Genomic DNA, 19,749 nt, shown 5'->3' with positions numbered 1-19,749 from the left:
GTCCGGCGCTCACATGCCGGTGGCGTCCACCAGGTCGCCGAGGTCGACGAACTTGAAGCCGGTGGACGTGCGGGTGCCGCCCTCCCCGTCCGGGACCCCGGGGGTCTCCTGGCCGTCCTGGACGACGAGGAGGCCGCGCGGATAACGGTGGCCCAGCGGGGCGTTGAGGACGGCGGCGCCGTCGCACTCCTGCACCCCGTCGAGGGTGTCCGACGCGGCCCCGATCCGGAAGCCGCCCTCGTACTCGTTCCCTTCGCCGACCTCGCGGTCGTACAGGGCGAAGGTGTCGTCGCCCTGGCTGGATGCGAGCAAGTAGCCGTCACCGTCCAGCTCCTGATAGAGCGTCAGACCCTCGACGTCGGCCGACAGGTGCTTCCCGCCGAAGCCGGGGTCGGCACCCGGCGCGCACTCCTCGCTCTCCTCGTCGTAGGTGCCGGGGACGCCGTACTCCCTGGTCCGCTCGACCAGGACCGGCCTGCCGGTGAGGTCGGCGCGCAGGCGCCAGATGCCGATGTCCTCCTGGCCGGCGTAGAGGGTGCCGGTGGCGGGGTCGACGGCCATGCCCTCCACCTGCGGAAGTTCCCCGGGCTCGCCGCAGGGGCTCCACCTCGTCCCGTCGGGCAGCCGGAAGGAGGAGGGCAGGTCCAGGGTACGGATCTTGCGGTAGCCGACCCTGCCGTCGGCCGTCGGGAGGAGTTCGAGCAGGGCGAGGCGGGTGCGCTCACGCCGGCTGACCAGGGCGTAGGAGCGGCCGGTGGCCTTGTCCGTCCAGGTGGCGAGGCCGTAAGCGGTGCGCTGGTCGTTGATCTCGGCCTGGTCGGCGGAGAACACGGGGGCGGCGGCCGGGTCGGTGATGTCGGTCAGCGGCCCCTTCCGGCGGGCGGGGTCGATGCGGTAGATCCGCAGCCGGTCGTTGCCCCGGTCGCTGACCACGGCCACGTCGGTCCGGCCCGCCGGGGTGCGCAGGCCGGTGACGAGGTCGACGTTGTTGTAGCGGCCGGGGGCGTCGTCCCGTGTCGGCGGCTTCGGCGCGGGCAGCGACTGCACCGGGCGGGCGTCCAGGTCGTAGACGCGCAGACCGCCCTCCTTCGCGGTGGCGACGACGAGACTGCGGCTGGGGTCGGCGGGGTTCCGCCAGATCGCCGGGTCGTCGGCGTCGGAGCCGCCGCCGGCCTCGTCGTCGTACAGCGCGGCCGACTCGCTCGTCGCGGTCACCGTCGGGAGTGCGGACCCACCCGCCCCCGCGCCCGCGGGGGACGCCGAGAGAGTGACGGTCAGCGCCGTGACCGTGGCGAGGAGGGCGGCTCTTGCAGCAGTACGGGGCGTTCTCACAGGCGTTCGCTTCCTTACCGTCGTGTGTGCCGTCGATGGCCGGGACACGCAGATGGTGCGAGGAGAAGCTTGCGCGCAGACGGACGTGACCTGTCCATGCCGAAGCCGTCGATCGGCCGCGGTTCGGCCGAAGTTCGCCCGGTCGTCACCTGATGTGGCGCGCCGGGCTCGTTGCGAGGTGGAGGAGGTGCTCCAGGGGTCCACGGCGGAACCACCTGGTCCAGACGGTGGCGAGCAGCATCGCGACCGAAGCGTGGAGGAGGAGGTCGACCAGGGCCGGTCCGGTCTCGTCCTTCATGCCGAACTCCCGGATGGCGAGGATGTGCAGCACGTACGCGGTCAGGGCTGTCATGCCGACCGCGCGTACGGGACCGGCGAGGCGGGTGAGGCGTGGCAGCCGGTCCGTGGCCGTCACGCACGCCACCACCACGAGCAGCGCGACACCGGTGTTGCCGAGAAGGGAGAAGGTCGTCTGGCTGTGCGGCGCGCCCACCAGGAGCCAGGCCGCCGGGGCGCCGTCGACGAGGTCGCCGACGGTATCGGACCACCAGGCCGAGGCGGCGGAACCCCCGTCGGTGGCGGCGGCGACGGTGGCCCGCGCGTGCGGGACGAGGCGCAGTGCCAGCAGGGAGCCGCCGTGGCCGAGGAGAGCCAGCACGCCTGCGGTGACGGCCAGTCGGGTGCGTACCGTACGCCGGGTGAGGTCGAGGCGGGCGACGGCCATACCGGCGAGCATGTACGACGCCCAGGTGAGCACGGGGTACGCACCCGTGAACAGCAGTTCCACGAACCCGTCCGTGTCACTGACCCGGGCCAGGGGGTCGGCGGCGATGATCGCGTCCGCCCGGCTCCCCTCCTCGATCGACTGCCGGACCACGTACAGGACCTGGGGCAGGACGAGCGCGCCGGCGGCGGCGAGGAGTGCGAGGGTCCGGGCGCGCAGCCGGTACAGCGGGAGGATGACGAGGAAGGTCAGCCCGTAGAAGGCGAGGATCACGTCCACGTCCGTGTCGAGGGCGGTCAGGGCGAAGCCCAGGGCGATCAGGACGACGGAACGGATGACCATCCGCGTCACCGCCTGCCGCCCGGCGCGCCCGGTGCGCGGCTGGGGCCGACCGGTGATCAGTACGAGGGTGAAACCGGCGAGCAGCGCGAACAGCGCGGAGGAACGGCCCCGCGCCAGCTCCATGACGAGGCCCAGCGGCCCGCCGGCCCCGGGGTCGGGGCCGACATGCGCGGCGAACATGCCGAGGACGGCGAGCCCGCGGGCCAGATCGACTCCGAGCAGCCGTCCGGTCGAGGGGCCCGGGGAGAGCCCGGCGGGGCCGCCGGCGGCGCGCGGGGTGACGGCGGCCGGCGAGGTCACCGGCCGGGACGACAGGTGCGATGACGTCTCTGGTGTCATGGCCTTCAGCGTCGGGGGCGCGAGGGGCGCGAACCCATCCGGCGGGTGGCTGGACGATTCCCGCCGACCGGCCGGGGCCACCCCCGCCAGGTGACCGGAAACCGGGAGAAAAGGGAACCCGGCGGCGGTCCCGGACGTCGTAGGTGTTCGGGACAGCTCCATAGGTGGTCCGACGGCGAGCGGAGCACGGGTGATCCGGGTACTGGTGGTCGACGACGAAGCCCTGATCCGCACGGGCTTCGAGCACATCCTCAACTCCGCGGACGACATCGACGTGGTGGCGGCGGTCCCCGGCGGCCGCGCGGTCCACGCCGTACGGGAACTGCGCCCCGAGGTCGTGCTGCTGGACATCCGTATGCCGGACGTGGACGGGCTCACCGTCCTCGCCGAACTCCGCAGACTCCCCCGCCCTCCCGTGGTGGCCATGCTCACCACCTTCGGCATGGACGAGTACGTGGCGGCCGCCCTGCGCTCGGGGGCCGCCGGGTTCCTCCTGAAGGACACCGACCCGGAACAACTGCCGTATCTCGTACGCACCTTGGCGGCGGGCGGAGTCGTGTTGTCGTCGCGGGTGACCCGCACCGTCGTCGACGGCTATCTGGACAACGGCCCCCGGCAGGCCGCCGTCCGGCTCGTCGAGCGGCTCACCGCACGCGAGCGGGCCGTGCTCGTCCTCATCACCGACGGGCTGTCCAACACCGACATCGGTGACCGGCTGCATCTGAGCACCGGGACGGTCAAGGACCATGTGAGCGCGCTCCTCACCAAGCTGGAGGTGAGCAGCCGGGTACAGGCGGCGCTGCTGGCCGAGCGCTCCGGTCTGCTCAGGCCGTCGCGTCCCGTCGGCGGTGAGGGGGACGGCGGATGAGGCACCCCGCCCGCGTCCCGCACGGGCCCGCCATGGACGCGTTGCTGGTCGCGGCCTCGCTGCTGGACGTGTGGATCCACGACGTGGGCCCGCATCACCCCCGGGAACTGGCCGCCGCCCTGCTCGCGACCCTGGCACTGCCCCTGCGCCGCAGGCTGCCGCTGCCGACCTTCCTGCTCACCCTGCCGACGGCCCTGTTCACGGACGCGGTGTTCGCCACGCTGGTGGCGCTGTACACCCTCGCCTCGCGCACCCATCACCGGGTTCCGCTGGCCGTGTGCGCGCTGGCGTTCACCGTGTGCGACCTCACCTGGTGGTCGTGGCCGTCACCGGAGTTCACCGACCTCGACGACCGTCAGGCACTGATCCCCCTGTCCTACAGCGTGGCGCAGGCGACCGCGCCCCTCTTCCTCGGGCAGCTCGTCCAGGCCCGCCGGGAGCTGTCCCTGCGGCTCGTCGAGGTCTCCGAGGCGCGTGAGCACGAGCGGCTGCTGATCGCGCAGAGCGTCCTGGCGAAGGAACGCGCCCAGCTCGCCCGCGAGATGCACGACGCGGTCTCCCACCAGGTCAGCCTGATCGCCGTGCACGCCGGGGCCCTCCAGGTCGGCAGCCGGGACCCCGAGGCGAAGGAGGCCGCGGCCACGATCCGGCGGCTCGGCGTGCAGACCCTGGACGAACTGCGGCACATGGTCGGCGTGCTGCGCGCCTCCGGCAGCCGTCCCACCGAACTGACCCCGCAGCCCTCCCTCGCCGATCTCGACCGGCTCGTCACCGGCAGCGGCATCGACACCGACCTGCGGACGGACCTGCCCGACGACCTCCCGCCGCCCGTGCAGCGTGCCGTCTACCGCACCGTCCAGGAGGCCCTCACCAACATCCGCAAGCACGCCCCCGGCGCCACGGCCACCGTCCGCGTCGTCGGGCGGGACGGCGCCCTGCACGCCACCGTCACCAACACCGCGCCCAGCCGCCCGGCCCTCTCCCTGCCGGGCGCCCACCACGGCCTGATCGGCCTGCGCCAGCGAGCCGAACTCCTCGGCGGCACGGTCACGTCCAGGCATCTGCGGGACGGGGGCTACGAACTGCGGCTGGAGCTGCCCATGGACGGAACACGCTGAGCAGCGCCTGCCGGGTGGAGGGCCGCAGATTGTTCACGATCAGCCGGTAGGCCTTCTCGGCGTCCTTGAGGCGGGCCCAGCACAGGGCGCGTCAGGCGTTGGCCCAGCCGAAGCTCTCCATGCCGCGTGCGGTGAGCAGCGCGGTCGCGCCCTCGACCATCGCCTCGGGGGTGTAGCCGTCGGGGCGGATGCGGTCACCGGGGAACAGCTGGACGAGCGGGGAGACCCGAGGCATACGTCCACCAGGTCCTCTACCGCCGGCAGATCAGCCGGTGGCGGCAGCGCGAAGCCGCGGCAACGACGTACCCCGCCGGGACGACGGTGCCCGTGCGGCCCGAGTCCGCCGGGGAGGTGGGCGCCGAGTCGGACACCGAACCGCGGATCGCGCTGTGGGCGGCGTTCGGCCGTCGGCCGAAGCGGCGGGCCGTGGAGCACAGGGGCTCCGGCCCACTGCCCGGCCTCCGGCCCCACCTCCTGCTCCACCAGGCCGCGTCGATCGCCGCGGACGGCCCCGGACGGCCCCGGACGACAGGAGGATCTTCACCCTGTCGCCGGGCACCGGCGACCGACCCGCACGTCCGGTGGGCCGGAGCGGCGCCCCGCTCCGGCCCACCGACGCACTACGCGACGCCTACGGGCCGACCCCGGACTCCGCTCCGTCCCGTCAAGTGGAACGTTTCGTCCAGTCGATCAAGCCGGTCCGGTCGCCGCCCTGGACGATCGGAACGATCCGCCAGGTCCGCCCCGTCCCTCCTGTCCGTCGTATCCGTCCTGTCCGTCCTGTCGACCCGTTCACCGCGGTCGGCCCTCTCCACCCGGTCCGTCCGCAGCGCCAGGATTCCCGCACGCAAGGCCGTGACGATGAGATGCGTGCGGTTCTTCGCGCACAACTTCTCCCGGATGCTGCGCATATGGGCAGCCACCGTGCGGGGTGAGATCGACAGCCGCCGGGACATGTCCGCGTCCGACATGCCGTGGGCCGCCAGAAGGAGGATCTCCAGTTCCCGGGCGCTGAGCCGGCCGTCGCTGTCCACTGCCATGGGGTGCCTGCCTTGTTCGGAGGGGGTCGGGGACCCGTGGGTCGTCCGCCTGGTGCGCTGTGACTCTTTCGTGACAACCGGGGCCCGGGCATCGACCGTTCGACCGATACCCGGAAGTAGCCATCGGCCGATCGGCCCGGTCCCCCCGCTCGGGCACATCTTTCGCCGGGAAAGTGCCAACCGCCCGATTCGGGACAGCAGTTCAGTCCGGCGGCTTCCCCCGACAGCCGGATCGGTCACGTGATCCATGGCATGCTCGGCCGCGTGAGCGACACCCCCACACGCGTGCTGATCGCCGACGATCAGGACCTGGTCCGGACCGGCTTCCGTCTCATCCTGAACGCCCAGCAGGGCATCGAGGTGGTCGGAGAGGCCGCCGACGGGCTCGCGTGCGTGGAGCTGGCGCGCGTGCTGCGGCCGGACGTGTGCCTGGTGGACGTCCGGATGCCGAAGCTGGACGGACTGGAGGTGACCCGGCTGCTCGCCGGGCCCGGGGCGACGCACCCGACGCAGGTCGTGGTGGTCACCAGCTTCGACCAGGACGACTACCTCGACGTGGCCCTGCGCAACGGCGCGTGCGGATTCCTGCTGAAGGACGCCGCGCCCGCGTTGCTGATCGAGGCGGTACGGGCGGCGGCGCGGGGCGACGCGCTGGTCTCCCCCGGCGTCACGGTCCGGCTGCTGCGGCTGCTGGAGGAGCGGACGTCGGCCGACACCGGCGGGGTGCCCGAATCCGCGCTCAGCGCACGGGAGTTGGAAGTCGCCCGGCTGGTGGCGGTGGGCCGCACCAACCAGGAGATCAGCGACGAGCTATGCCTGTCCCTGTCCACGGTGAAGACGCACCTGGGCCACATCCACCACAAACTGGGCGTACGCAACCGGGTCGAGGTGGCCGCGTGGGCCTGGGCCAACGGGACGGTGCGGACGGAGCGGTGAGGGAGCCGCCGTGAGGCTTCTGTGGATGATCTGTGTCCCTCCCCACAGATGGATACTCCGTCTGCCAGGCGGGCATGCGCATGCCTAGCCTCACGAGGCATGACCACCTCGTCACTCGCGGCACTTTCGGCACAGGCGACCCAGCCACACCTCGGACCGCCCCGGTTACCCGTACGGCAGCTGAAGCACCGTGCCCTGTACCCGGCTCTGGGGGTGCTGTGGATCCTCGACGTCGCCGTCATCGGGTCGTATCAGCGCGGCCCCGTCGACTGGCTTCCGCTGGTGACCGGCCCCGTCGCCCTGGCCCTGGTGGTCGTCCCGGCACCGAGGCTGAGCACCGAGTGGCGGGCGGGGATCTGCGCGGCCGCCTCCACGGCGGTGACGCTGGGCACCTCCCTGATGGGATCGGACCTGCCCGCGTGGGGGCTGCTGGAGACCGCGTGCATGCTGGTCCTGCTGATCCGCATCTGCCGCAACGTCCGCCGCCCCGGCATCGTCCTCGCCCTGGCCGCCGCGCTGGGGGCCAGCATCATCGACGAGCCCCTGCGCACCGGGGGCACGGGCATCACCCTGACCTATCCCTTCCTGCTGACGTTCGCGGTCGGCGGCGCCGTCGGAGCCGGGTGCTACCTGCGCACGCTGGACGCCCGGCGGCGCCGTACGATCTCCGCCGTACGCCTCGCCGAGCGCATCCAACTCGCCCGGGAACTGCACGACTTCGTCGCCCACCACGTGACGGGCATCATCGCGCAGGCCCATGCCGCCGGCGTGATCCACGAGAGCGCGCCCCAGCAGGTCGGCCCCATCCTGGGCAACATCGCCGAGGCCGGGCAGCGGACCATGGACTCCATGCGCCGGCTGATCAGTGTGCTGCGCGAGGACGGCGAGCAGGGCTCCATCGAGTCCCCCGAGGCGCCGTACGCGGAACTCGCCAAGCTGGTCTCGGCCTTCGGCGGTCAAGGTGACGGATCGTCAGCCCAGCTGGAGGTCACCGGAGTCGCCCGCGGGAGCACGCTGCTGCCCGAGGTGGGCTGCGCGGTCCATCGCGTGGTACAGGAGGCACTGACCAACGTACGGCGGCACGCGCCGGGCACCAAGGCGACCGTGCGCGTCCAGCGCACCCGCGGCGATCTGCTCCGGGTCGACGTGTACAACGCCGGTCCCGAGCGGCGGGTCTCCCGCCCCACCGGAGGTCGTGGCGGCTACGGCCTGATCGGACTTCGGGAGCGGGCCGAGGCCGTCGGCGGCTCCCTGACGGCGGGGCCCGCCGACGACGGCGGCTGGTGGCTCATCGCCCACTTCCCGGTCCTCACGGACGCCCCGCCCCCGGACACGGAGAAGTCCACCGCGGCGGCGTCCCGGCGGCCCGCCGGACGCCATGCCAAGCCGATCGCGCACACGGAACCCGAGCCGGACATGAGTTGGGACGCGGGGTAGGCGGTCCGGGAGGCGAGGAGACGTGCGGGGACGTGGATTAGGCAATTCTGCGCATCGCGCCGGGACGGCGGACACACTAATATCGAAGAGCCAAAGGCGCCGGGACGGCCTCATCTCGTCCCGCAGAGCGGTGAACCGGCCCGGACCGGGCCCTTTCGAGGGCCCGTTCCCTCTTTTATCGCCCGCCATTTCGCGCGTCGGCGGACCGGTGTCCACCGTCGGGAAATCGCAGGAAAAGCGGAACCAGGAAAAGCGGAACGCAGAAGACGCGGGAGACATATGACTACGGCCGTCGTGGTGGGCAGCGGTCCGAACGGTCTCGCCGCCGCCGTGTACCTCGCCCGGGAGGGCGTCGAGGTCACCGTCCTGGAGGCCGCCGACACCATCGGCGGCGGCACCCGCACCAGCGAGCTGACCCCGGGCCTCCTGCACGACCACTGCTCCGCCACCCACCCCATGGCCGTCGGCTCGCCGTTCCTGCGGAGCCTCGACCTCGGGCGCCACGGGCTGACCTGGCGTCTGCCGGACATCGACTGCGCGCACCCGCTGGACTCCGGCGAGGCCGGTGTCCTGCGCCGGTCCGTCCAGGAGACGGCCGACGGCCTCGGCGGTGTCGACGGCCGCCGTTGGCGCCGGATGTTCGGGCCGCTCGCACACGGCTTCGACGCGCTGGCCGAGGACCTCATGCGGCCGTTGACGCATGTGCCGCGCCACCCACTGCGCCTGGCGGCCTTCGGTCCGCGGGCGCTGCTGCCCGCCGCCGCCCTGGGCCGGCTGTGGCGCTCGCCGGCCGCCCGGGCCCTCTTCGGCGGCGTGGCCGCGCACGCCTTCCGCCCGTTCCACCGGCCGGCCACCGCCGCCGTCGGGCTGACGATCATCGCGGCGGGCCATCGGCACGGCTGGCCGGTGGCGGCGGGCGGCTCCCGGGCGATCAGCGACGCGCTCGCGGCGCGGCTCGCGGAGTTCGGCGGCCGGATCGAGACCGGCGTGCGGGTGCGCACCCCGGCCGATCTGCCACCGGCGGACGTGGTCCTGTTCGACCTCGCCCCCCGCGCGGTCGCCGACATCCTGGGCGACCGGCTGCCGAGGCGCGTCGCGCAGGCCTACCGCCGCTTCCGCCACGGGCCCGGCGCCTTCAAGGCCGACTTCGCGGTCGAGGGCGGCGTCCCGTGGAGCAACGAGGCGGCCCGCAGGGCGGGCACCGTCCACCTCGGCGGGACGTTCGAGGAGGTCGCCCACACCGAGCGGCTGATCCACGCCGGCCGCATGCCGGAACGGCCCTTCGTCCTCGTCGGCCAGCAGTACCTGGCCGATCCTGGCCGCTCGAAGGGCGACCTCCACCCGGTCTGGACCTACGCCCACGTCCCGCACGGCTACGACGGCGACGCGAGCGAGGCGATCATCGGGCAGATCGAGCGGTTCGCCCCGGGCTTCCGCGAGCGTGTCCTCGACATGGCCGTCCGCCCGCCGGCCGCGTTCGAGGCGTACAACCCGAACTACGTCGGCGGGGACATCGTCACGGGGGCGAACACCGCCCTCCAACTGGCGATGCGCCCGCGCGTGGCGCTCGACCCCTACCGCACGGGAGTTCCCGGGATGTACATCTGCTCCGCCGCGTCGCCCCCGGGCGCCGGCGCCCACGGCATGTGCGGCGCGAACGCCGCCGCGTCGGCCCTGCGTCACCTCGGACGACGACGCGCGGAAGGATGAGAACGGGATGAGAACGGAAAGACCCGCCGCCCGCACCGGCCGCTGAAAAGGCCTGGACCGATTCGGTCCAGGCCTTTTCCGTGCCGGGGGACCACCAGAGAAACTCCGGAGAACCGCCGGTGAACCAACAATAGGCAATTTTATCGATGCGCAGGCGTCCGGCGAGAGCCTAATGTTTTCTCCAGAAGGGCACCGGAAGAAAAGAACTTCCGAAGTCCCGAACGCGAGAGGACAAAAGAAATGAGCAGCATCGAGAACGCGCTGAACAGCGTGGAAATCCCCGTCGAGGGTGTCGTCTACGTCGCCGCTCGCCCGACCCTGGGCACCCCGCGGATCGCCCGGGTGGGCAACAGGCTGGGCGGGCTCGCCCAGGCTGCCGAGGGCATCGGGGCCATCGGGGCGCTGGCCACCGCCGCGGTCGGTGTCGCCCAGGCCGCGGAGGCCAACAACCTGGCGGCGGAGGCCAACGCCCAGAACGCGGCCGCCCTCGCGGCGGTCGGTGGCGCGCCCCCGGCCTGACGCCGACGGTGAACACAAGGAACCCGCTGTCGGACCAGAGGGCTGTTCTGGTCCGGCAGCGGGTTCCTCCGCACGTGAAAAACGTGCTCAAAAGTACCAGGAAAAGAGGTTCCATGAAACTCGTACGAAGGATCAATTCCGCGGTGCCGGGCAGGGTCGCCTCCGCGGTGTTCAGCCCGATACCGGTGGGCCGGGACCGTGCGCTGGGCCTGTCGGAGCGGCTGGCCGCCGCGACGAGCCTCACCTCGTCCCTCGAATACCTCACCCAGCGCCACGAGATGGACAAGGGGGGCATGAACGACTGGGAGATCGCCAAGGACAGCATCGCCCACGCGAACCCTCTGGTGCGCCGGCTGGTCGACATCGCCAGCGGCCCCCGGACCACGACGGCACTGCACGTCACACGGGCCGCGGTCGCCACCGCCATGCTGCTGCCCGGCAAGTCGGGTTGGCGCGGGGCGGGCAGCCTCTTCCTCGGTGCGACCTCCGCCCTCCTCGGCCCCCGCCAGCACTACGGGAGCGACGGCGCCGACCAGGTGGCGACCCTCGTGCAACTCGCCACCGGCGGCGCCCGCCTGGTGCCCTCGCCGGCCGCCAAGGACGCCCTGCTCTGGTACGTCGCCCTGCAGTCCAACCTCTCCTACCTGGTCTCCGGGTGGGTCAAGCTGCTCGGCCCGGACTGGCGCGACGGCTCCGCGCTCGCGGGCGTGATGCGCACCCACACCTACGGCCACGAGGGCATGCACACCTGGGTCCGGAACAACCCCCGGGCCGCCAAGCTGCTCGCCCACAGTGTGCTGGCGCTGGAGTGCCTCTTCCCTCTCGCCTACCTCAAGGGCGGCAGGCTGACCCGTCCCGTCCTGGCGAGTGCCGCCGCGTTCCACCTGGCCAACGGCTACTTCATGGGACTCGGCAGGTTCGCGACCGCGTTCCCCGCGATGCACCCCCTGATCGCCTACACCGCGGCCCCCCGCACCCACCCCGCCGTCGCGGGACGCGACGACCGCGCCCTGCCGGCCGCGCTCACCGTGCTCGCCGGGGCGACGGCGGCCGCGGCCGTCACCGCCGTCCAACGGCGCATACGCGCCACCGAGGGCTGGCGGACCTCACGCGTGCTGACGACCCGCCACGGCAACCGGCTCCAGTACGAGGAGATGTCGTCGGGCGACCCCGACCGGCCGGTCTTCGTGCTCGCCGCCGGGCTGCTGTCCACCAGCGAGCACTACGCCTGGATCAGCGAGCGGCTGTCCTACGAGACCACGTACGGCGTCATCACCTACGCCCGCGCCGGATACGCCGGAAGCCGCCGCCGGGCGGTCACCGCCTACCGGCTGACGGAGTCCGTCGACGACCTCGTCGACCTGGTGAACGGGGCCGTGGCGCCGCACCGCAAGGTGATCCTGGTCGGCCACTCGATCGGCGGTGAACTCGCCCGTCGCGCCGTCCAGCACCTCGGCGACCGGGTGCACGGCGTCGTCTACCTCGACTCCTCGCACCCGGACCAGCTCAACCGCTCCGCCCAGCAGCGGGTGACCGGTGCCGCTCTGGGCAGCTCCTTCGCGTCCATGAGCCGGGCACTGCGCCTCGGCACCGGGGCGCTGCTGACCCGCCCGTGGTGGATCAAGGAACTGCCCGCCGCCTACCACGACAAGGTCTTCGCCCAGTACGGGGACACCCGGATGTGGTACGCGGCCCGCCGCGAATGGGCCGCCCTGCAGGAGGACTTCAAGGCCTTCTCCGGGCCGCTCGACCGGATCGACGGCGTGCCCGGCCTGGTGATCTCCGCCCAGCGGACCGTGGACCGCGACCCCGAGCAACTGCTCATGCACCGGGAACTCGCCGAGGCCCACCGCCGGGCACCCAGCGAGACGGTGGTCGTCGAGGGCGCGGGACACGACTCCCTGCTGATCAACAGCCGTTACGCCCACCAGGTCACCGACCGCGTCCTGGCGTTCTTCCAGGGCGTCGAGGAACGCGCCCGGGCACCCCGGTCGGGCCGGTCCGTCACGCTCGCCAAGGAGACCACGCGATGAGCACCCCCCGACGTTTCCCGCCGCAGAACCCGTTCACCGGCGAGGGCGCGGCCTGGCGGATCGCCGGCGCCGCCATGCTGGTCGTCACCGTCGCCGGCCAGCACCCCTTCGAGCAGTTCTCCCGGTTCCGTGCCAAGGACGTGCTGTCCCTGGTGCCGAACTGGCGGTTCTTCGCCCCCAACCCCTGTATGCACGACAGCCACTTCCTGTACCGCACGGTGGACGCGGACGGCGGCGCCTCGCCGTGGCACGACGCGTTCGCGACGGAGACTCGCAAGCCGCAGCACATCGTGTGGTTCCCCACCCGCCGCGCGGACAAGGGAATGGTCGACGCCTGCGCCGACATCCTGCCGACCCTGGAGTTCGGCGGCTTCGAGGGGGCCGCGCGCACGCCCGGGTACCGGATGATCACCGAGAACCTCCGCGTCCTCATCAGGTCCCGGGGGCCCGTGCCCGAGGACGTCCGGGGCTTCCAGTTCGCGCTGGCCAAGGACACCGGCTACGACACACGCCACCGTCCCTCGCTGCTGTTCGTCTCCCCGTTCGTCCCCCTCGACCCCCAGGCCCCGGGCACCCCGTTGACGCGGGCCCCGGCCAAGACCCCCGCAAAGGTGTGACCCATGGACAACGCGACCCCCTTCATCCTCCTCGGCATCCTGATATTCGCGGTCGGCCTGCTCAAGGCGGGCCTGCGGCTCGCCAAGGCCCGCTCGGAATCGGACGAGGACGGCAGGGAGCACGAGTGACCCGGGTCCGGGCGGCCACCGCGGAGCCGGGGGCGCGCGATGAGTGACCGTCCGGCCGGCCGGGGGCGGCACACCCGCCCGCAGGACCCGCCGGTGAACCTGGAGAAGGAGGGCGGGTCCGGTGCCGGGCGGCGCGCCGCGCACCGGGCGGTGCCCCAGCTCAACCTCCATCTGCTCTGGGGCGAGGGAGCCAAACCCTGGCGGGCCATGGGCCGGCACCGCCGCATGGTCCTGCTCGGCATCCTCCTCGGCCTGCTGGGGGCCGCGACGTCCCTGGCCCAGCCCGCGGTCATCGGCCAACTGGTCGGCGCCGTCGGCGAGGGACGCTCGCTGACCGGCCCGATCATGGTGGGCGCGGCCTTGTTCATCGCCGACGCCACCCTGGGCGCGCTCCACTCGTACGTCATCGGGCTGGCCGGGGAGAACATCGTCTACGACATCCGCCGGACCCTCGCCACGCGGCTGCTGCGCTCCCGGTTCAGGGCGTACAGCGGCCTGCAGCAGGGCGATGTGTTCTCCCGGATGGTCAGCGACACCATGCTTGCCCGCTCCACCATGACGCACGCGATCGACAGCATCCTCAACAACAGCTTCCTGGTCATCGGCGGCATCGTCCTGATGGCCTACATCGACACCGTGCTGCTCGCCGCCACCCTGGCCTGCCTCGGCGTCACCAGCGTCGTCTCGCTCTATCTGGCGCGCGGCGTACGGAAGGTGTCGCTGCTCAACCAGACCGACCTGGGCACCTTCGGCACCGCCCTGCTGCGGGTGCTGGGGGCCATGCCCACCGTGAAGGCGTCCCGGGCCGAGGACCGGGAGGCCGAGGGGATCGCGGCCATCGCCCGGCGGGCCCGGAAGTCCGGGATCAAGGTGACGGTGATGTCGTCGCTGCTCGACCCGACCATGAGCATCGGCACCCAGCTGGCCCTGACGGTCGTCATCGGTCTGGGTGCGGCCCGCACCGCGACCGGGGCGATGCCCACCGCCGACCTGACGGCGTTCATCCTCTACCTGTTCTACCTGGTGGCGCCATTGCTGACGCTGTTCGAGTCGATCGCGCAGTTCCAGATCGGCAGGGCGTCGGTGGAACGGCTCGCGGAACTCGGCAAGATCGAGGTCGAGACCGACCCGGACAGCAGCCGGCCGGCGCAACAGCCGCGTGGCGCCCGCGCGTTCGGGCGCGGGTACGAACCCGGACTCGCCTTCGACGGCGTCCGGTTCTCCTATCCGGGCAGCGACAAGGTCGTCCTCGACGGGGTCTCCTTCACCGTCCCGGCCGAGGGGCTGACCGCCGTCGTCGGTCCCTCCGGCGGCGGCAAGTCCACCGTCTTCCAGCTGATCGAGCGGCTCTTCGACCCGGTGGCCGGCGCGATCCGCATCGACGGCACGGACATCACCGAGCTGCCGCTCAACCGCCTGCGGTCCATCGTCGGTTACGTCGACCAGGACCACACCCTGCTGCGTGGCACCATCCGGGAGAACCTCACCTACAGCGCGCCGGACGCCGACGACAAGGACATCGCCGAGGCGCTGCGCATGGCCAACCTCACCGAGGTGATCGCCGCGCTGCCGCAGGGCCTCGACACCCCGCTCGGCGACCGCGGCGCCGGCCTGTCGGGCGGTCAGCGCCAACGCCTCGCCATCGCCCGTACGTTGTTGCAGGCGCCCCGGTTCCTGCTGCTGGACGAGGCCACCGCCAACCTCGACACCGAATCGGAGAACGCGCTGCGCGACAGCATCGCGATGATCTCCGGCTTCTGCGCGGTCATCGCGATCGCCCACCGGCTGTCCACGGTCACCGAGGCCCGGCAGATCGTCGTGCTCGACCGGGGACGGGTGCACGCCGTCGGCACCCACGACGAACTCCACCGGCACAGCGACCTCTACCGCCGGCTCGCCCGGCTCCAGGAACTCAGCGACCTGGCGTCCTGATCCACCGAACGACGGGGCGGCAGACCCGCCTTCACCCCGACAGGAGAAGACATCCCGACCACCCCAACCGTCCCGGCCACCCTGGCCATCCCGATCAATCAGGCAGGAGAGGTTCATGAACGACTTTCTGCTCATCCCGTCCGTGGTAGCCCTCGGCATCGTCGGCTTCCTCATCGCCACCCGGGCCGTCAGCACCCCCGCCGTCATCGGCGTCGCCCTCGTGGTGCTGTGGGGCGCCTGCTCCCAGGCCAGAAGCACCATCCACGCGCGGCACACCCCGTCCAAGAAGCGGAGGCAGCACCCATGAGCACCACCACGACGTCCCCTGCGCCCGGCGCCACGTCCAGCGGCAACGTCGAGGACATCGGCTACGGCCGGCAGTTCGGCGACTGGTACCACCGGCTGTTCCCCGACGACGCCTCCGTCGTCGACGAGGTGGAGCGCCTGGTCTCCCTGCACCCCGATCCGGCCCTCGGCACCGTCGAGTTCGGTGTCGGCACCGGCCGGATCGCGCTCCCGCTGTCACGCCGCGTCGGGCCGGTCACCGGCGTGGACTCCTCCCCCGAGATGCTCGACGTGCTGCGTCGCGACCTGGCCGACGACACCCCCGTGGAACCCGTGCACGGCGACATCTGCGTCTACACCGCCGACCGCGCCGTGGGGCTGGTGTACTGCGTCTGCGCGACCCTGTCGATGCTGCTCACCCCCGAGGAACAGCAGCTGGCGGTGCGCCGCGCCGCCGAACTGCTGGTCCCCGGCGGCAGGCTGGTGATCGAGACCCACAACAAGCCGGCCATCCTCGCCCTGCACGAGGGCAGCGCCCGTGCCACGTACTTCTCGCCCTACCCGGAGCCGGGCACCGGCCTGCAGAGCCACTCCGTCCTCCTGCCGGAGGGGTCGCTGTGGCATCTCTCGCACGTCTGGTACGAGGCCGACGGCACCACCCGCGTCGGCACGGAGATCTCCCGGCTGACCGCCCCGGAGGAGATGGACACCTACGCCCGCGCCGCGGGTCTCGTCCCCGAGGGCCGCTTCGGCGACTGGCCCGCCGACGCGGCCCCGTACTCCCTGGAATCCCCGCTGGCCATCTGCACCTACGTCAAGCCCTGACGGCCCGCACCGCGGCACGGGTGCGCGTCACCGGGGGGCCGGACCTGGTCCGGCCCCCCGGTCACAGTGCGAGCAGACCGGCCGCCGTCTCCTTGAAGCCGCAGGCGTCGATGTAGAACGGCCGCAGGTGGTCCTCGAAATCGACATGCAGCCACTGGCACCGCGCGGCACGGGCTTCGTGGGCGGCGGTCGCGATCAGCTCGGCTCCGACGCCCGCGCCGCGGCGGTGTTCCGCGACCACCGTGTCCAGGACGAAGGCGTGGACGCCACCGTCCCCGACGACGTTGACGAAGCCGATCAACGCCCCGTCCTCCCACGCGCAGACCCAGCCGAGACTGTGCCGTTCGAGCCGTGCCCGCCAGTCGGTCGCGGCGACCGGGTGGCCGAAGCCTTCCGCGTGCAGCGCGTCGAGTGCCGTGTTGTCGAAGTGGCCCCGCCACTCGTACGTGATCGTCACGCGTCGATCGTAGGCGCCGAGGGCTGGAGCTTTGTCGGGTACGAGGACCTGTACGAGGACTTGATCGGTGGGGCGGTGGCCGGGGATCTGCCACGATCGTCGTATGGGTGCATTGGACGCGGTGGCGGACAGGGTGGCAGGCGGGGCGAGCGTGACGTTCCGGCCCAGCGGCTCCTCGATGGTCCCGTTGATACGCAGTCGCCAGCAGGTGACCGTCGCTCCGGTGGACCCGGCGAAGGTGGAGGTCGGGGACATCGTCCTCGCCCGCGTCGCCGGGACCGTGTATCTGCACCTGGTGTCGTCCGTGGACCCCGCACGAAAACGGCTGCAGATCAGCAACAACCGCGGCCACGTCAACGGCTGGACGAGCCACGAGCGCGTCTTCGGCATCTGCGTCGCGGTCGACGGCGCGGCCCGCTCGGGAGCGGCGGGCAAGGCGAGGGCGACCGGGTGACGCAGCTGCCCCCGACCCACCGAGTCCCCTACGGCGGCTTCGCCTGCTGACCGAGCGGATTCCCTTCGAGGCCGACCGAGCCGATCGCCTTTGCGGCCGACCGAGCCGCTGTCCGTCCGGCCGACCGAGCCGCTGTCCTTCCGGCAGACGGAGCCGCTGTCCGCCCGGCCGACCGAGCCGGTATCCGTCCGGCCGACCGGGCCGGTCCCTCTCGCCGGCGAGTGCCTTCCCCTCGCCGCCCCCGGCGTCGCGCCAGGTCGGGCGCGCGCACCGGCGTGTCGACGCACGTGACCTTCGCCTCCTCAAGGTCGATACTTTCACCAGACGCGCTTCGAACCGACCCGTGCCCGACGACCCCGAGGATCTGATGCCCCGTCATCGCAGTCGGCACGTCATCGCAGCCGGAGGCGCGTCTCGACATCTCACCAGGAGGTACCCATGAAGATGCTGATCAACGTCGCGGAGAGCGTCGTCGCGGACGCGTTGCGGGGTATGGCGGCCGCGCATCCGGAGTTGACCGTGGACGTGGAGAACCGGGTGGTGGTGCGGCGGGACGCGCCGGTGGCCGGGAAGGTGGGGCTGGTGTCCGGGGGCGGCTCGGGACACGAACCGTTGCACGGCGGATTCGTGGGGCCCGGGATGCTGTCGGCGGCCTGTCCCGGTGAGGTGTTCACCTCGCCCGTGCCCGACCAGATGGTGCGGGCCGCGGCGGCCGTGGACAGCGGGGCCGGGGTGCTGTTCATCGTGAAGAACTACACCGGTGACGTGCTCAACTTCGACATGGCGGCCGAACTCGCCGAGGAAGAGGGCATCCGGATCGCCAGGGTGCTCGTCGACGACGACGTGGCCGTCACCGACAGCCTCTACACCGCCGGCCGGCGCGGCACGGGCGCGACCCTGTTCGTGGAGAAGATCGCGGGAGCCGCCGCCGAGGAGGGACAGCCGCTGGAGCGGGTCGAGGCGCTGGCCCGGCAGGTCAACGAGAACTCACGCAGTTTCGGCGTGGCCCTCAGCGCCTGCTCCACTCCGGCCAAGGGCAGCCCCACCTTCGATCTCCCCGCCGGAGAGCTGGAGTTGGGCGTGGGCATCCACGGCGAGCCGGGACGCGAGCGGCGCGCGATGATGACCTCGCGCGAGATCGCCGACTTCGCGGTGAACGCCGTCCTCGACGACATGAGCCCGCGCAACCCGGTCCTGCTCCTCGTCAACGGCATGGGCGGCACTCCCCTGCTGGAGCTGTACGGCTTCAACGCGGAGGTGCAGCGCGTGCTCACCGAACGCGGGGTGCCGGTGGCCCGCACTCTCGTCGGCAACTACGTCACCTCGCTCGACATGGCCGGCGCGTCGGTGACGCTGTGTCAGGTCGACGAGGAGTCGCTGCGGCTGTACGACGCGCCGGTGCGGACGCCGGGACTGCGCTGGGGTGCGTGAGGAGCGAGCGGGTGGTCGCCCCGCCCGGCCGGGTGGCGCGGGCCAGTGCCTCACTGTCAGTCAACTCACGTACCACGCAAGGAGATTGCTGTGCTCGACGCGGACTTCTTCCGTCGTTGGATGACGGCCACCGCGGCCTCGGTGGAACGCGAGGCGGAGCGGCTCACGGCGCTCGACTCGCCGATCGGGGACGCCGACCACGGCAGCAACCTGCGCCGCGGGTTCACCGCCGTGGTGACCGTCCTGGACAAGGACGCGCCGGACACGCCCGGCGCCGTCCTCGTGCTCGCCGGACGGCAGCTGATCTCGACCGTCGGCGGCGCCTCCGGCCCGCTGTACGGCACCCTGCTGCGCCGCACCGGCAAGGCGCTCGGTGAGGCGGGCGAGGTGAGCGAGGCCCAGCTGGCGGACGCGCTGCGTGCCGGGGTCGACGCGGTGAGGGCGCTGGGCGGGGCCGCGCCGGGCGACAAGACCATGATCGACGCGCTGGTCCCGGCGGTCGAAGCGCTCGGCGAGTCGTTCGCCGCGGCGCGGGCCGCCGCCGAGGAAGGCGCCCTGGCGACCACGCCGTTGCAGGCCCGCAAGGGCCGGGCCAGCTATCTGGGCGAGCGGAGCATCGGACATCAGGACCCCGGTGCCACGTCCGCCGCGCTGCTGATCGCCGCCCTCGCCACCGCCGCCGGGGAACCGGAGGCGAGCGATGTCTGACGCCGAGCCGGTCGGCATCGTGCTGGTGTCGCACAGCGCCGCCGTCGCCGCCGCGGTCGCCGAGCTGGCGCAGGGGCTGTCCGGTGCGGGCGCCGCCGTGCCCGTCGCGCCGGCCGGCGGCACCGAGGACGGCGGCCTGGGCACCAGCGCGGAGCTGATCTCCGCGGCGGCCGCCTCCGTCGACCGGGGCTCGGGTGTCGCGATCCTCGTCGATCTCGGGAGCGCGGTCCTCACCGTGAAGGCACTCCTCGCGGAGGGCGACGAACTCCCCGCGGACACCCGCCTGGTCGACGCCCCGTTCGTCGAGGGCGCCGTCGCCGCCGTCGTGACGGCCTCGACGGGCGCGGACCTCGCGGCGGTGGCGGCCGCGGCCTCGGAGGCGTACGCCTACCGGAAGGATTGACCTCCCGGATGTCCCGGTGGACGGTGCGGGGCCTGTCGCCGCTCGGCGACAGGCCCCCACCCGCCCGGGGAGGCCCCCCCACCCCCCCGCCAAGACCCCCCCCCGCGCCA

Annotated in this window: 20 protein-coding genes and 1 pseudogene; 16 read left to right on the top strand and 5 right to left on the bottom strand. The window is 72.4% G+C overall.

The features are described from left to right. Window positions 1–9: 9 nt before the first annotated feature. Window positions 10–1,332, bottom strand: coding sequence for a phytase (locus ACWCRJ_RS29450; RefSeq protein WP_450942152.1), 1,323 nt, complete (start codon window positions 1,330–1,332; stop codon window positions 10–12). 145 nt (window positions 1,333–1,477) lie between these two features. Then, window positions 1,478–2,737 (bottom strand): DUF418 domain-containing protein, encoded by a 1,260-nt coding sequence (locus ACWCRJ_RS29445; RefSeq protein ID WP_450942151.1) that lies wholly within the window; start codon window positions 2,735–2,737, stop codon window positions 1,478–1,480. 190 nt (window positions 2,738–2,927) lie between these two features. Between ACWCRJ_RS29445 and ACWCRJ_RS29440 the strand changes: the two genes are divergently transcribed. Continuing rightward, on the top strand, window positions 2,928–3,605 hold the full coding sequence (locus ACWCRJ_RS29440; RefSeq protein ID WP_450942150.1) for a response regulator: 678 nt from the start codon (window positions 2,928–2,930) through the stop codon (window positions 3,603–3,605). Then, window positions 3,602–4,723, top strand: a complete 1,122-nt coding sequence (locus ACWCRJ_RS29435; RefSeq protein ID WP_450942149.1) for a sensor histidine kinase — start codon at window positions 3,602–3,604, stop codon at window positions 4,721–4,723. The genes ACWCRJ_RS29440 and ACWCRJ_RS29435 overlap by 4 nt, the downstream gene beginning before the upstream one ends. A gap of 13 nt (window positions 4,724–4,736) precedes the next feature. Here ACWCRJ_RS29435 and ACWCRJ_RS29430 read toward each other — a convergent pair. Then, window positions 4,737–4,949: pseudogene (locus tag ACWCRJ_RS29430) on the bottom strand (glycosyl hydrolase family 95 catalytic domain-containing protein); the annotation flags it as partial. Window positions 4,950–5,343: 394 nt separating this feature from the next. Continuing rightward, the gene (locus ACWCRJ_RS29425) at window positions 5,344–5,763 is read right to left on the bottom strand and encodes a response regulator transcription factor (RefSeq protein ID WP_450942148.1); all 420 of its coding nucleotides are present in this window, start codon (window positions 5,761–5,763) and stop codon (window positions 5,344–5,346) included. Between the two features lie 252 nt (window positions 5,764–6,015). Here ACWCRJ_RS29425 and ACWCRJ_RS29420 point away from each other — a divergent pair, with 252 nt between their 5' ends. From ACWCRJ_RS29420 to ACWCRJ_RS29375, 10 genes are all read left to right on the top strand, one after another. Further along, the gene (locus ACWCRJ_RS29420; protein WP_450942225.1) at window positions 6,016–6,699 is read left to right on the top strand and encodes a response regulator; all 684 of its coding nucleotides are present in this window, start codon (window positions 6,016–6,018) and stop codon (window positions 6,697–6,699) included. Between the two features lie 99 nt (window positions 6,700–6,798). Then, on the top strand, window positions 6,799–8,136 hold the full coding sequence (locus tag ACWCRJ_RS29415) for a sensor histidine kinase (protein ID WP_450942147.1): 1,338 nt from the start codon (window positions 6,799–6,801) through the stop codon (window positions 8,134–8,136). A 279-nt stretch (window positions 8,137–8,415) separates the two neighbouring features. Next, complete coding sequence (locus ACWCRJ_RS29410; RefSeq protein WP_450942146.1) at window positions 8,416–9,846, top strand: phytoene desaturase family protein; 1,431 nt, start codon at window positions 8,416–8,418, stop codon at window positions 9,844–9,846. Between the two features lie 240 nt (window positions 9,847–10,086). Then, the gene (locus ACWCRJ_RS29405) at window positions 10,087–10,365 is read left to right on the top strand and encodes a hypothetical protein (protein WP_450942145.1); all 279 of its coding nucleotides are present in this window, start codon (window positions 10,087–10,089) and stop codon (window positions 10,363–10,365) included. A 113-nt stretch (window positions 10,366–10,478) separates the two neighbouring features. Further along, window positions 10,479–12,398 (top strand): alpha/beta fold hydrolase, encoded by a 1,920-nt coding sequence (locus ACWCRJ_RS29400; RefSeq protein ID WP_450942144.1) that lies wholly within the window; start codon window positions 10,479–10,481, stop codon window positions 12,396–12,398. Beyond that, entirely contained in the window at window positions 12,395–13,015 is a 621-nt protein-coding gene (locus tag ACWCRJ_RS29395) for a hypothetical protein (protein ID WP_450942143.1), read from the top strand. Before ACWCRJ_RS29400 ends, ACWCRJ_RS29395 begins: the two co-directional genes overlap by 4 nt. A gap of 3 nt (window positions 13,016–13,018) precedes the next feature. After that, a complete protein-coding gene (locus ACWCRJ_RS29390) occupies window positions 13,019–13,144 on the top strand; it encodes a hypothetical protein (RefSeq protein ID WP_257034935.1) in 126 nt (41 codons plus the stop codon). A 39-nt stretch (window positions 13,145–13,183) separates the two neighbouring features. Then, complete coding sequence (locus ACWCRJ_RS29385; protein ID WP_450942142.1) at window positions 13,184–15,076, top strand: ABC transporter ATP-binding protein; 1,893 nt, start codon at window positions 13,184–13,186, stop codon at window positions 15,074–15,076. 115 nt (window positions 15,077–15,191) lie between these two features. Continuing rightward, window positions 15,192–15,383: a hypothetical protein gene (locus ACWCRJ_RS29380; RefSeq protein WP_046915045.1), complete on the top strand. Its 192-nt coding sequence runs from the start codon at window positions 15,192–15,194 to the stop codon at window positions 15,381–15,383. Next, entirely contained in the window at window positions 15,380–16,186 is an 807-nt protein-coding gene (locus ACWCRJ_RS29375; protein WP_450942141.1) for a class I SAM-dependent methyltransferase, read from the top strand. The genes ACWCRJ_RS29380 and ACWCRJ_RS29375 overlap by 4 nt, the downstream gene beginning before the upstream one ends. Before the next feature lie 61 nt (window positions 16,187–16,247). On the opposite strand, the gene ACWCRJ_RS29370 is transcribed toward ACWCRJ_RS29375, so the two are convergent. Further along, window positions 16,248–16,643: a GNAT family N-acetyltransferase gene (locus ACWCRJ_RS29370; RefSeq protein WP_450942140.1), complete on the bottom strand. Its 396-nt coding sequence runs from the start codon at window positions 16,641–16,643 to the stop codon at window positions 16,248–16,250. Window positions 16,644–16,746: 103 nt separating this feature from the next. Here ACWCRJ_RS29370 and ACWCRJ_RS29365 point away from each other — a divergent pair, with 103 nt between their 5' ends. The 4 genes from ACWCRJ_RS29365 (at window position 16,747) to ACWCRJ_RS29350 (ending at window position 19,639) form a co-directional block, all read left to right on the top strand. After that, entirely contained in the window at window positions 16,747–17,097 is a 351-nt protein-coding gene (locus ACWCRJ_RS29365; protein ID WP_450942139.1) for a S26 family signal peptidase, read from the top strand. A gap of 438 nt (window positions 17,098–17,535) precedes the next feature. Further along, window positions 17,536–18,528, top strand: a complete 993-nt coding sequence (gene dhaK, locus ACWCRJ_RS29360) for a dihydroxyacetone kinase subunit DhaK (RefSeq protein WP_450942138.1) — start codon at window positions 17,536–17,538, stop codon at window positions 18,526–18,528. 90 nt (window positions 18,529–18,618) lie between these two features. Further along, on the top strand, window positions 18,619–19,236 hold the full coding sequence (dhaL, locus tag ACWCRJ_RS29355; protein ID WP_450942137.1) for a dihydroxyacetone kinase subunit DhaL: 618 nt from the start codon (window positions 18,619–18,621) through the stop codon (window positions 19,234–19,236). Continuing rightward, window positions 19,229–19,639, top strand: coding sequence for a PTS-dependent dihydroxyacetone kinase phosphotransferase subunit DhaM (locus ACWCRJ_RS29350; protein WP_450942136.1), 411 nt, complete (start codon window positions 19,229–19,231; stop codon window positions 19,637–19,639). The genes dhaL and ACWCRJ_RS29350 overlap by 8 nt, the downstream gene beginning before the upstream one ends. The last annotated feature ends 110 nt before the right edge of the window (window positions 19,640–19,749 follow it).

Source organism: Streptomyces sp. NPDC002324, from assembly GCF_053593335.1.
Note: the sequence above shows the minus strand (reverse complement) of the source record. Positions and strands in the feature narration are given on the sequence as shown.